This is a genomic window from Arenimonas sp. (assembly GCF_036275555.1).
Classification (GTDB): domain Bacteria; phylum Pseudomonadota; class Gammaproteobacteria; order Xanthomonadales; family Xanthomonadaceae; genus Arenimonas.
The window spans coordinates 41,304-53,764 of sequence record NZ_DASUDO010000025.1 but is presented as its reverse complement, the minus strand read 5'-3'; the positions used below and the strand labels follow the sequence as shown (position 1 = coordinate 53,764).

The following is a 12,461-nucleotide window of genomic DNA, read 5'->3' as shown; positions in this document are numbered from 1 at the left end:
GGGGCAAGATGGCGCCCCCCGGATTTGGCCCTGACCGCGTGACTCCCGCCCCGCCCCCTGCCGCCGCCCCGCAAGCCACCGCACGCGCCTTCGCGCCGGCCTCGGTGGGCAATGTCGCGGTCGGTTTCGACCTGCTGGGGCACAGCGTGCGCGGGGCCGGCGACATCGCCACCGTGCGCCGGTGCGCGCGCCCGGGCGTGCACATCACCGCGATCCGCGGCCTGGTCACCGACCTGCCGCGCGAGCCCGCCGCCAATACCGCCGGCGCCGCGCTGCTGTCGCTGCTGGCGGCCGAACGCCCCGGCCACGGCTTTGAACTCGAGCTCGACAAGGGCATCGCGCTGGGCTCGGGCATGGGCGGCTCGGCGGCGTCCTGCGTGGCGGCACTGGTGGCGGCGAATGCGCTGCTGCCGACGCCGCTGCCGCGCGAGGCGCTGTACCCGCATGCGCTGGCCGGCGAGTCGGTCGCCAGCGGCGCCCGCACCGGCGACAACGTCGGGCCGATGCTGCTCGGCGGGCTGGTGCTGGCCACGCCCGAGCGCCTGCTGCGGCTGTCGCCGCCCGCGGCCTGGCACTGCGCGCTGGTGCACCCGCACTTCGTGCTCGAAACCCTGCGCGCCCGAGAGGTGCTGGTCGCGCCCTACCCGCTGGCGGCCCTGGTCCGGCAGACCGCGAATCTTTCCCAGGTGCTGCTGGGCTGCGAGCGCGGCGACGCCGCGCTGGTGCGCGCCGGCTTGCGCGACGAGGTGGTCGAGCCGCGGCGCGCGCCGCTGGTGCCGGGCTTCGCCGCGGTGAAGCAGGCCGCGATGGATGCCGGCGCAATGGGCGCGAGCCTGTCCGGCGCGGGCCCCAGCGTGTTCGCGTGGTGCGAGGATGCCGCGACGGCCGCGCGCGCCGTCGACGCCATGCGCGCCGCCTTCGCCGGTGCCGGCCTGGACAGCGACGGCTTTGTTTCGCCGCTGGACGGGCCCGCGGCGACACTGCTGCCCCCGGCCGACGGCGCTGGGGCCGGCCCGGGGTTTCTGCGATAATTCGGCGGCTTGGCCCCGTAGCTCAGCTGGATAGAGCGTCCCCCTCCTAAGGGGAAGGTCGTACGTTCGAATCGTATCGGGGCCGCCACTTTCCCCCTTGGCCGCATGGCGGCCAACCGCAACCGGAGCTTTCCATGACCCACCCCGTCCTCACCGCGCTCGGCCTGTCCGAGGTCGAATCCGGCACCTACCTCGGCCATGGCGAGTGGTCCACCACCCGCGACGCCGGCGTGATCGAGCCGGTGAACCCGAGCAACGGCGAGGTGCTGGGCAAGGTGCACGCGTCCTCGCAGGCCGACTACGACCTGATCCTCGAGCGCGCCCAGGCCGCCTTCAAGGTCTGGCGCACCACCCCGGCGCCCAAGCGCGGCGAAGCGATCCGCCTGTGCGCCGACGCGCTGCGCAAGCACAAGGACGCGCTGGGTTCGCTGGTGGCGCTGGAAATGGGCAAGTCCAAGCCGGAAGGCGACGGCGAGGTGCAGGAGATGATCGACATCGGCGAATTCGCCGTCGGCCTCTCGCGCCAGCTCTACGGCCTGACCATGCACTCCGAGCGCCCGGGCCACCGCATGTACGAGCAGTACCAGCCGCTGGGCATCGTCGGCATCATCTCGGCGTTCAACTTCCCGGTCGCGGTGTGGGCCTGGAACTCGTTCCTGGCCGGCGTCTGCGGCGACATCTGCATCTGGAAGCCCTCGCCCAAGACCCCGCTGTCGGCGATCGCCTCGATGAAGATCTGCAACGAGGCGCTCAAGGCCGGCGGCTTCCCCGACATTTTCTTCCTGTTCAACGACGGCGGCACCGAGCTGGCGCAGACCTTCGTCGACGACAAGCGCATCCCGCTGATCAGCTTCACCGGCTCGACCAAGGTCGGCCGCATGGTTGGCGAGCGCGTGGCGCGGCGCATGGGCCGTTCGCTGCTCGAGCTGGGCGGCAACAACGCGATCATTGTCGATCCGTCGGCCGACCTGAAGCTGGCGATCCCGGCGATCGCCTTCGGCGCCGTCGGCACCGCCGGCCAGCGCTGCACCACCACGCGCCGCCTGTTCGTGCATGAATCCATCTATGCCGACGTGCTGGCCAAGCTGGTCGCGGCCTACAAGCAGGTCGAGAAGAAGATCGGCGACCCGACCGACCCGGCCAACCTGATGGGCCCGCTCAACAGCTCCGACGCCGTGGACGCCTACCTCGACGCCGTGGCCAAGGCCAAGGCCGCGGGCGGCAAGATCGAGACCGGCGGCGCCCGCATCGACCGCCCGGGCAACTTCGTGCTGCCCACCATCGTCACCGGCCTGGCCAACAGCGCCGAGGTCGTGCAGACCGAAACCTTCGCGCCGATCCTGTACGTGATGAAGTACTCGACCCTGGACGAGGCGATGGAGCTGCAGAACGCCGTGCCGCAGGGCCTGTCCTCGTCGATCTTCACCACCGACCTGCGCGCGGCCGAGCAGTTCCTGTCGGCGGCGGGCTCGGATTGCGGCATCGCCAACGTCAACATCGGCACCTCCGGCGCCGAGATCGGCGGCGCCTTCGGCGGCGAGAAGGAAACCGGCGGTGGCCGCGAGTCCGGCTCGGACGCGTGGAAGGTCTACATGCGCCGCCAGACCAACACCATCAACTACTCCAACGCGCTGCCGCTGGCCCAGGGCATCAAGTTCGACCTCTGAGGATCGCCCATGTCCGAGCCCATGCTGCCGCCCGCCCCGCCCTCGCCGCCGGCGCCTGAACCGGCGCCTGCGCCGGCCCCGGCGCCCGTTCCGGCGGGTCGCCCGACCAGCCCGCTGGCGATCGTCGCGCTGGTCGGCGGCATCCTGGGCTGGACCCTGCTGCCGTGGCTGGGCAGCCTGGCCGCGGTGATCTGCGGCCATATGGCCCGCGCCGAGATCCGCCGCAGCGCGGGCACCATGGACGGCGACGGCATGGCCATCGCCGGCCTGATCCTGGGCTGGACCGCGATTGCGCTCAGCGTCCTCGCGGTCCTGGCGTTGATCCTGTTCTTCGGCGGGCTGGCGGTGCTCCTGGGCGCGCTGGGACTGAGCGGCCAGTTCTGAGGCGCCGACCGGATGTACGCCCTCGCCCGCCCCTTCCTGTTCCACCTTGATGCCGAGAAGGCGCATGGCCTCGGCCTGCGCGCGCTCGAGGCGGCCTACCGCACCGGCCTCAACCCGCTGCTGGCCAGCCGCCCCAAGCCGCTGGTGACCAAGGCCTTCGGGCTGAGTTTCCCGAACCCGGTCGGCTGCGCCGCCGGGCTGGACAAGAACGGCGAACACGTGGACGCGCTGCTGGCGCTGGGCTTCGGCTTCGTCGAGGTCGGCACCACCACGCCGCGGCCGCAGGCCGGCAACCCCAAGCCGCGGATGTTCCGGCTGCCCGAGCACAACGCCGTCATCAACCGCCTCGGCTTCAACAACGACGGCGTCGACGCGCTGGTGGCGAACGTGTCCAAGGCCCGCCGCAAGCAGGGCCTGCTCGGCATCAACATCGGCAAGAACAAGGACACCGCCAACGAGGACGCGCTCGACGACTATGCGTACTGCCTCGAGCGCGTGTATCCACTGGCCGACTACGTCACCGTCAACATCTCCTCGCCCAACACCGCCGGCCTGCGCGAGCTGCAGGAAGAGCAGGCGCTGCGCCACCTGGTCGGCGGCCTGCGCGAGGCCCAGGAAAAACTGGCCAGCCAGCACGGCAAGCGCGTGCCCATGCTGGTGAAGATCGCCCCCGACCTGTCCGACGACGACATCGACGCCTGCGCCCGCGTGCTCAGCGACATGCACGTGGACGGGGTGGTCGCCACCAACACCACCGTCGACCGCCTGCCGGTCGAGCACCACCGGCTGGCGAAGGAAACCGGCGGCCTCTCGGGCCAGCCGCTGTACGGCAAGTCCACGGCGGTGATGCGCCGCCTGCGTGCGCGCCTGGCCGACAGCATCCCCATCGTCGGCGTCGGCGGCATCCTCAGCGGCGCCGACGCGGCCGGCAAGATCACCGCCGGCGCGCTGATGGTGCAGTTCTACACCGGCCTGATCTACCGCGGCCCCGACCTCATCGGCGAGTGCGTGGACGCGATCCGCCGCCGGCGCGAGGGCGGCCCGGCATGACCGGCTACCAGCTGGCGGAGAACGTCTCCCTCGCCGGCCGCAACACCTTCCGCGTCGCCGCCCGCGCCGCGATGATGGCCGATGTGTCGCGCGCCGACGCACTGGCCGAACTGTTCGAATTCGCCACGCTGCGCGACGGACCGGTGCTGGTGCTGGGCGAAGGCAGCAACCTGCTGTTCGCCGGCGATTTCCCCGGCGTCGCGATCTGCCTGACCATGGCCGGCGTGCGCATCGTCCAGGACGACGGCGACACCGCCCTGGTGCGCGCCGAAGCCGGCCTGGCCTGGAACGACCTGGTCGGCTGGACGCTGGCGCGCGGGCTGGTGGGCCTGGAAAACATGGCCCTGATCCCGGGTACCGTCGGCGCCTCGCCGATCCAGAACATCGGTGCCTACGGCGTCGAGGTCGGCGAGTTCATCGAGGCCGTCGAGGCCTTCCAGCGCGACACCGGGCAGGTGAAGCGGCTGGCCCGCGAGGACTGCGCCTTCGGCTACCGCGACAGCCTGTTCAAGCGCGAGGCCGACCGCTGGGTGGTCACCGCCATCGAGCTGCGCCTGCCGCGCCAGCGCGAGCTGCGCCTCGACTATGCCGGGGTGAAGGAAGAATTGGCCGCGATGGGCGTGGCGACGCCGCGCGCCGTGCACGTGGCCGAGGCCATCAGCCGCCTGCGCACGCGCAAGCTGCCCAACCCGGCGCTGCTGGGCAATGCCGGCAGCTTCTTCAAGAACCCGGTGGTGGACGCGGCGCGGGCCGACGCGCTGAAGGTGGAACACCCCGCCCTGCCCGTCTTTCCCGGGCCCGAGGGACAGCGCAAGCTCTCCGCCGGCTGGATGATCGAAGCCTGCGGCTGGAAGGGCTTCCGCGAGGGCGATGCCGGCGTCGCCGCGCAGCACGCGCTGGTGCTGGTGAACCATGGCCACGCCAGCGGCGCCGAGCTGCTGGGGCTGGCCCGCCGGATCGCCGCCTCGGTGCGCGAGCGCTTCGGCGTCGCGCTCGAGCCCGAGCCCCGCATCATCGGCGCCCGTTTCGACGACGCCGCTTGAACGCCCCCGGCAACCGCCCCGTGGACGTGCCGCGCGCGGTCGCGCTGATGACCATTGGCACCGTGCTGTTCGGCTTCATGGCGGTGTGCATCCGGCTGGCGTCGGAGCAGCTGCACGCCTTCGAGATCGCCTTCTTCCGCAACTTCTTCGGCCTGGTGTTCATCCTGCCGATCCTGTTCAAGCACGGGCCGGCGATCCTGCGCACCGACAAGCTGGGCTTCTACACCGGCCGCTGCGCGATCGGCATGGTGTCGATGCTGGCCGGCTTCTGGGCGATCGTGCACCTGCCGCTGGCGCAGGCGATCGCGCTGTCGTATTCAAGCCCACTGTTCGTGACCATCGCCGCGGTGGTGGTGCTGGGCGAAGTGGTGCGCGCGCGCCGCTGGACCGCGGTGATCGTCGGCTTCCTCGGCGTGCTGGTGATCGTGCGCCCGGGCAGCGACGACTTCACCGCGGGCAGCCTGGTCGCGGTGCTGGCGGCGGTGGCCAGCGCCAGCGCGGCGATCTCGATCAAGTTCCTCTCGCGCACCGAACACCCGGACGCGATCGTGCTCTACACCACGATGATCTGGGTGCCGATGTCGCTGGTGCCGGCGCTGATGGTCTGGGAGACGCCGGTCGGCATCACCTGGCTGTGGATCGTGCTGGCCGGTTTCCTGGGCACCACCGCGCACATGTTCTGGACCCGGGCGATGAAGCTCGGCGAGGCCTCGATGCTCACGCCGATCAGTTTCCTGCAGGTGCTGGTGGTGGCGGTGCTGGGCTACCTGCTGTTCGACGAGGTGCTCGACCGCTGGACGGTGCTGGGCGCGGCGATCATCTTCGGCTCGAACGTCTACATCGCGCGCCGCGAAGCCCGGCTCGCGCGCCAGGCCGTCACCGATCCCGAGATCAACCCGGGCACCCAGCAGCGCTGACGGTGCCCGGGCGGTGCCTGCCGCGGCGACTCAGAGGTCGTCGCGGTCGCCGGAGAACTCGATCTCCATGTCGTCGGCCGTCTCGGCCGCGATGTCCATGGCCGACTCGAGCTCGGCGGCGCTGATGTCGTCGGGCAGCTTGATGACGAAGTACAGCACGTCGCCGGCCAGCTCCCAGGCGCCGAGCTTGTTCCGGCGGCTCTCGGCCATCAGCTCCAGCGCCTTGGCGCCGTCGATGCCGTCGCCCTCCACGCGCGCCGCCGGTGAGAACACCTCGCGCACCGTGAAGCCGGCCACCGACTCGGTGCCGCCGGAGACGAACACCAGCTGGGTGCGCCCTTCCTTGGAGTAGTTGTAGGTGACCTTGTAGTCACCATCCATGTCCACCTCGTACTTGACGCCGCGCTCGTCCAGCCGCTTCGCCACCGAGGCATCGGCCGCCGCGGTGCCCGCGCCCGCCATCATCAGGCCGGCGAAGAGCCAGGCCATTGCGTTCTTCGTGTTGCGCATCATCGTTCCCCTGTTTGGTTGGATGCCCCGCCATTCTCACGCTTGCCCCGGCGGCCGTCCACGGGTCCGCCGGGCCCGTTCAGCCGCCGCCGTAGCGCCGGGCCACGTAGTCGTCGATCACGCCCACGAAGTCATCGGCGATGTTCTCGCCGCGCAGGGTCATGGCCTTCTCGCCGTCGATGAACACCGGCGCCGAGGGCGCCTCGCCGGTGCCGGGCAGCGAGATGCCGATGTCGGCGTGCCGGGACTCGCCCGGGCCGTTCACCACGCAGCCCATCACCGCCAGCGACAGGCTCTCGACGCCCGGGTACTTGAGCTTCCAGACCGGCATCTGCCCGCGCACGTGCTCCTGCACCTTCTGCGCCAGGACCTGGAAGAACTCCGAGGTGGTGCGGCCGCAGCCCGGGCAGGCCGTCACCAGCGGGGTGAACGCGCGCAGTCCCATCGTCTGCAGCAGTTCCTGCGCCACCTGCACCTCCAGCGCGCGCGGCGCGCCGGGCTCGGGCGTCAGCGAGATGCGGATGGTGTCGCCGATGCCTTCCTGCATCAGCACCGCCAGCGCGGCCGCGGAGGCGACGATGCCCTTGCTGCCCATGCCGGCCTCGGTCAGGCCCAGGTGCAGCGGGAAATCGGAGCGGGCGGCCAGGTCCCGGTACACGGCGATCAGCTCCTGCACGCCGCTGACCTTGGCCGAGAGCACGATCCGTTCGCGCGCCAGGCCGATCTCGACGGCGCGTTCGGCCGATTCCAGCGCCGACACCACCAGCGCCTCGCGCAGCACCCGCGCCGCGTCCCAGGGCTGGGCGCGGGCGGCGTTCTCGTCCATCAGCCGCGCCGACAGCGCCTGGTCCAGCGAGCCCCAGTTGACGCCGATGCGCACCGGCTTGCCGAACTCGATCGCCTTCTCGACGATGGCGGCGAACTGGGTGTCCTTCTTCTTGCCGAAGCCGACGTTGCCCGGGTTGATGCGGTACTTGGCCAGCGCCTCGGCACAGGCGGGCTCGGCCGCCAGCAGGCGGTCGCCGTTGTAGTGGAAGTCGCCGACGATCGGCACCGGCACGTTCATCATGTCGAGCTTGTCGCGGATGCGCGGCACCGCGGCGGCGGACTCGGGGTTGTTGACCGTGACGCGCACCAGCTCGGAGCCGGCGCGCCAGAGCTCGGCCACCTGCTTCACGGTGGCGTTGACGTCGGCGGTGTCGGTGTTGGTCATCGACTGCACCACCACCGGGGCCCCGCCGCCGATGCGGACCTTGCCGACGTCGACGCCTCGGGTATCGCGGCGCGGCTGCGAACGGGCCTCGCTCATGCCGTCGCCTCCGGCTGGCGCTCGCCCAGCAGCACGTAGTCGCCGGCGTTGAGCAGCACCTCCACGTCGGGCAGCAGGTCGGCGCCGCGCGGCGCGAGCTCGGGGAAATGGCTGGAGAGGTCGTGGATCACCTCGACCCGGCTGCCCGATTCGATCACCGCGTTGGCGACGAAGCAGCGGCCCGGCGTGCCGTCGATCGGGAACACCTCGATCGCGCGGTTGACCTGCCGGTTGCCGCCGTCGGCGCTGACCACGCGCAGGGCCACCGCGCTCGAACGCCGCGACAGCAGCTCGACGCCCGCCGACAGGCTGCCGTCGTCCTCGTAGCGCAGCCAGCGCATCACGCCGACCATCCACGCCTGCTCCTCGCCCTCGTCGCCGAAATTCAGGCCCACCAGTTCGCCGACGCGCGCGCGCGCCTGCTCGGCGCTGGCCCAGGCCATGCGGTAGCCGCCCAGGCTCTGGTCGAGCACCTTGCCGGTGAAGCGCGGCACCTTGGTCATGCTGGCCGCGCCCTGGGTCCAGGCGGCGCCGGCGATCACGTGCACGGTGCCCTGCGCCGACTGCTTCATGAACGTGTCGAAATCGCGCTGGCCCGCGAGGAAGTAATGCAGGCCGCTCAAGCCCAGCACGGTGTCGAGCTTGTGCCCGGCCGGCAGGCGGACCAGGCCGCGCGCGGCGATCTGGCCGAAGGCACGACGCAGGCGGATCAGCAGGTCGTTGCCGACGCGGAACCCCGGGCCCGCGGCCGGCACGATCTCGGACTGGCCATCGCGCACCCGCGACAGCGCGCGCTCGACTTCGTCGGCGAACGCGCGCAGGTCCAGCCACAGCGAATGCGACTCCTCGCCGGCGCCGGTGCCCGGGCCGCGGTCGGCGTCGTCGGGGACCACGGGCGCCAGCCCATCGGGCGCCTGCTCGACCAGCCCGCAGCGGGCGGTGAACGCACGTGCGATCGGCCACAGGCTGTCCTGCTCGGCCTGGCCGAAGGCGTAGGGATTGACCGCCGCCAGCAGCAGCGCCTGCACGTAAAGCGTGTTGACGTCGAAGTTGCCGCCGGCGGGCTTGTCCTCGGTGGCCTTGCGGTCGAGCTTGAGCTGGGCCGCGAACCGGTGCACGCGGTGCAGCCCCTGCCACACGCCCGCGGACGCCGGGCGGTACACGCGCCAGGCCATCGCGAGCGCACGCGCGTAGTGCCAGGCCGCGCGCTCCAGCGCCGTCAGCACCGCGCCGCCGCGCAGGAAGGGCACGCTGCCGGCCGGCGCGCACAGGTCGACCGCCGCACCCCGGTAGGCGTGCGCCAGCAGCACGTGGAAGGACTCGGCGACCGCGGCCGCGCGCGCCTTGTCCGGCGGCAGCGGCAGCGGGCTGGTGTTGAACTGGCGTTCGAGCAGGGTGATTGATTCGATCGCCGCCGCGCGCAGCTCTTCCAGCGCACCCAGGCGGGCGCCGCCTTCGAGCCGCTGCGAGGCCAGGCTGGCCAGCGCGCGCGCCAGCTCCTGCTCGGTGGCCTGGGCGTTGGCGCGCGGCAGCGCCGCGACCCAGGCCTTGACCTTGCGGGGTTCGGTCGCGAAGCCGGCGCCGCCGGTGGTGGCGGGCAGGCCGTCGCAAAGCCGCTTGTAGCTATCGCTCATGGGGGGGTCCTCGTGGCCGCCACAGTTTAGACCGGGCCGGTGCCCGCGCCCTACCCCGGTGAGGAACGCCCCGGGGTATCCTGTCCGGCCGTCCCGCCCGCCCGCCATGTCTTCACTCGCCCGCGAACGCCAGGTCCTGCGCCCGTCCCAGCTCAATGCGCTGGCGCGCGACCTGCTCGAGGGCAGCTTCCCGCAGGTCTGGGTCGAGGGCGAGATCAGCAATTTCTCGCGCCCGGCCTCCGGCCACGCCTATTTCACGCTCAAGGACGAACGCGCCCAGGTCCGCTGCGCGCTGTTCAAGCCCAAGGCGCAAGCGCTGCGGTTCGCGCCGCGCGACGGCCTGCAGGTGCTGGCCCGGGGCCGCCTGACGCTGTACGAGGCCCGCGGCGACTACCAGCTGGTGCTCGACCACATGGAGGAGGCCGGCGAAGGCGCGCTGCGCCGGGCCTTCGAACAGCTCAAGGCCCGGCTGGCCGCCGAAGGCCTGTTCGAGGCGGCCCGCAAGCGTCCCCTGCCCGCCTTCCCGCGCCGCCTCGGCGTGATCACCTCGCCGCGCGGCGCCGCGGTGCGCGACGTACTCAGCGTGCTGGGGCGGCGTTTCCCGCTGCTGCCGGTGGACGTGCTGCCGGTGCCGGTGCAGGGCGACGGCGCCGCCGCGCAGATCCTCGACATGCTGCGCCGCGCCGCCGGTTCGGGCCGCTACGACGTGCTGCTGCTCACCCGCGGCGGCGGCTCGCTCGAAGACCTCTGGGCCTTCAACGACGAAGCGCTGGCGCGCGCCATCGCGGCCTCGCCGGTGCCGGTGGTGTCGGCCGTGGGCCACGAGATCGACACCAGCCTGAGCGACTTCGCCGCCGACCTGCGCGCGCCCACGCCCTCCGCCGCGGCCGAGCTGCTGGTGCCCGAGCAGGGGGAACTGCAGGCACGGCTCGCGCAGCGCCACCGCCAGCTGCAGGCGCTGCTGGCCCGCATGAACGCCGCCCGCGCCCAGCGCGCCGACCAGGCCTTCCTGAAGCTGCAGGCGCTGCGCCCGCAGCTGCGGCTCGAACGCGGCCGCGGCCGGCTCGCGAAACTGCAGCATCGCCTCGACCAGGCCGTGGCGCAGGCGCTGGCCGCCCGCAGCGAACGCGCTGCCCGCGTGCTGCGGCGCCTGGACCAGCAGCACCCGCGCCGGCGCCTGCAGGAGCAGCGCCACCGGCTGCAGCTGCTCGGCCAGGCCCTGGCGAATGCCCCCGACCGCCTGCTGCCGCCGCGCCGCCTGCGCCTGGCGGGGCTGGCCCGGGCGCTGGCCAGCGTCAGCCCGCTGGCCACGCTCGCCCGCGGCTACAGCATCCTGCGCGAAGGCGACGACGGCCCGGTGGTGCGGCGCGCCGACCAGGTGCGCGTCGGCGATGCGCTCGAGGCCCGGCTGGCCGAGGGCCGGCTGCGGCTGCGGGTCGAACCCGGGCCGGACTGATCAGTCCGCCGGCGCCAGCGCCGGCGCGTGGAAAGAGATGCCCCGGCCGCCGCCCTGCTTCGCGCGGTACATCGCCGCATCGGCGAGGTGCAGCAGGACTTCAGGGCTGCCGCCGTCGGCGGGGAACCGGGCGATGCCGATGCTGGTGCCCACCATCATCCAGTGGTCGCCGATCGGCACCGGCTGGCGGATCGCCTCGCGCAGCCGCGCGGCCATCGCCTGCACCCACGCGTCGTCGGCGCCGGGCGGCATCGGCACCAGCACCAGGAACTCATCGCCGCCCATGCGCGCGACCATGTCGCCGGGCCGCACCGCGTCGGAGAGGCGGCGCGCCAGTTCGTAGAGGAGGCGGTCGCCCGCGGCGTGGCCGTGGGTGTCGTTGACCGGCTTGAAGCCGTCGAGGTCCAGCGACATCAGCGCGAAGCCGGGACCCCCGCGCTGTCCGCGCGCGATCATGCGGTCGAGGTGGCGCAGGGCCCGGCGCCGGTTCGGCAGTTGGGTCAGCGTATCCACGCCCGCGAGGTGCCGGATGCGGCGGCGATCGTGAAGGATGCGCGCGACCGCCAGCGAGGCCAGCAGGCTCAGCCCGAGGCGCAGCAGGAACAGCGGCGACAGCCAGCGGCCGCGCGCATGCCAGCCCTCGCGCGGCACCGCGGAGAGCAGCCAGCTGCCGCCGGGCAGGAACACCGGCACCTTCACCGCGTTGGCGGCCACGGGAATGCGTTCGCCGCGGATCGGCTCGCCGCCCGGCCCCAGCGCATCGCGGCCGATGATCGAGAGCTGCAGGGACTTCTCGAGCTTGGTGATGCCGGCGCGCCGCAGCATGCGCTCGTAGTCCAGGGTCATGCTCACCGCGCCCCAGAGCCGGGGCACGCCGTCCACGTCCACCCACAGCGGGATCCGCACGGCCAGCACGCTGCCGCCCTGCACCGGCTCGAACGGCCCGGCCAGCACCGGCTGGTCGAGCCGGATGGCCTGGAACACCGCGTGCTTCTGCACCGGGTCCGCCAGCAGGTCCAGCCCGAGCGCGGCCTCGTTGCCCGGCAGCGGGTAGATGTCGGTGAGCACGAAGCCGGGCGCCAGCGACAGGTTGTCGATGTGCGGCTGGCCGCGCAGCAGCTCCTCGGCGATGGCCTGGAACTCGGCGTGGGTGATGCCCTCGTTCAACACCACCTGCACCGCCAGGCCACGCACGAGGGCGACGCTGGCGTAGAGGTCGGTCTCGAGGCGCGCGCGGAAATCGGACAGGTCGGCCTGCACTTCCGCCTGCCGCCGGCTCAGGTCGCGGCCGCGTTCGGTCTGCAGCGTGTTGAAGCTGAAATACAGGCCCAGCGCCAGCACCGCCAGCGCCGCCCACCAGTGCGGACCCGGCAGCAGCCAGCCACCCCGCGGCCCGGCGGGCCCACTGCCATCGTCGGGGTCGTGGAAGAGGCTTGGCGCCATGCCGCCAGTGTAGACCC

11 protein-coding genes and 1 tRNA gene are annotated in these 12,461 nt (G+C 72.4%); 8 read left to right on the top strand and 4 right to left on the bottom strand.

All coding sequences use genetic code 11. From position 1 onward, the window contains the following. Positions 1-8 precede the first annotated feature (8 nt). The 7 genes from VFV21_RS06595 to VFV21_RS06565 all read left to right on the top strand — a co-directional run bounded on the left by VFV21_RS06595 (position 9) and on the right by VFV21_RS06565 (position 6,092). Positions 9-1,031 carry a homoserine kinase gene (locus tag VFV21_RS06595; RefSeq protein WP_414638504.1) on the top strand — a complete coding sequence of 341 codons (1,023 nt, stop codon included), beginning with the start codon at positions 9-11 and terminating at the stop codon, positions 1,029-1,031. A gap of 11 nt (positions 1,032-1,042) precedes the next feature. Next, positions 1,043-1,119: transfer RNA gene (locus VFV21_RS06590), tRNA-Arg, on the top strand. Between the two features lie 46 nt (positions 1,120-1,165). Further along, positions 1,166-2,698, top strand: coding sequence for an aldehyde dehydrogenase family protein (locus VFV21_RS06585; RefSeq protein ID WP_329668664.1), 1,533 nt, complete (start codon positions 1,166-1,168; stop codon positions 2,696-2,698). 114 nt (positions 2,699-2,812) lie between these two features. Then, positions 2,813-3,082, top strand: a complete 270-nt coding sequence (locus tag VFV21_RS06580; protein WP_329668685.1) for a DUF4190 domain-containing protein — start codon at positions 2,813-2,815, stop codon at positions 3,080-3,082. A 12-nt stretch (positions 3,083-3,094) separates the two neighbouring features. After that, a complete protein-coding gene (locus VFV21_RS06575) occupies positions 3,095-4,132 on the top strand; it encodes a quinone-dependent dihydroorotate dehydrogenase (protein WP_329668663.1) in 1,038 nt (345 codons plus the stop codon). Further along, positions 4,129-5,175 carry a UDP-N-acetylmuramate dehydrogenase gene (gene murB, locus VFV21_RS06570; RefSeq protein WP_329668662.1) on the top strand — a complete coding sequence of 349 codons (1,047 nt, stop codon included), beginning with the start codon at positions 4,129-4,131 and terminating at the stop codon, positions 5,173-5,175. Before VFV21_RS06575 ends, murB begins: the two co-directional genes overlap by 4 nt. Before the next feature lie 47 nt (positions 5,176-5,222). After that, entirely contained in the window at positions 5,223-6,092 is an 870-nt protein-coding gene (locus VFV21_RS06565; protein ID WP_329668684.1) for a DMT family transporter, read from the top strand. Positions 6,093-6,122: 30 nt separating this feature from the next. Here VFV21_RS06565 and VFV21_RS06560 read toward each other — a convergent pair whose 3' ends face one another. The 3 genes from VFV21_RS06560 to VFV21_RS06550 all read right to left on the bottom strand — a co-directional run bounded on the left by VFV21_RS06560 (position 6,123) and on the right by VFV21_RS06550 (position 9,545). Continuing rightward, complete coding sequence (locus VFV21_RS06560; RefSeq protein WP_329668661.1) at positions 6,123-6,602, bottom strand: hypothetical protein; 480 nt, start codon at positions 6,600-6,602, stop codon at positions 6,123-6,125. Between the two features lie 79 nt (positions 6,603-6,681). Further along, positions 6,682-7,911, bottom strand: a complete 1,230-nt coding sequence (gene ispG, locus VFV21_RS06555) for a flavodoxin-dependent (E)-4-hydroxy-3-methylbut-2-enyl-diphosphate synthase (RefSeq protein WP_329668660.1) — start codon at positions 7,909-7,911, stop codon at positions 6,682-6,684. Then, on the bottom strand, positions 7,908-9,545 hold the full coding sequence (locus VFV21_RS06550; RefSeq protein WP_329668659.1) for a hypothetical protein: 1,638 nt from the start codon (positions 9,543-9,545) through the stop codon (positions 7,908-7,910). The genes ispG and VFV21_RS06550 overlap by 4 nt, the downstream gene beginning before the upstream one ends. A gap of 106 nt (positions 9,546-9,651) precedes the next feature. On the opposite strand from VFV21_RS06550, the gene xseA reads away from it, so the two are divergent. Beyond that, a complete protein-coding gene (gene xseA / locus VFV21_RS06545; protein WP_329668658.1) occupies positions 9,652-11,001 on the top strand; it encodes an exodeoxyribonuclease VII large subunit in 1,350 nt (449 codons plus the stop codon). Here xseA and VFV21_RS06540 read toward each other — a convergent pair whose 3' ends face one another. Next, positions 11,002-12,444, bottom strand: a complete 1,443-nt coding sequence (locus VFV21_RS06540) for a diguanylate cyclase domain-containing protein (protein WP_329668657.1) — start codon at positions 12,442-12,444, stop codon at positions 11,002-11,004. Positions 12,445-12,461 lie beyond the last annotated feature (17 nt).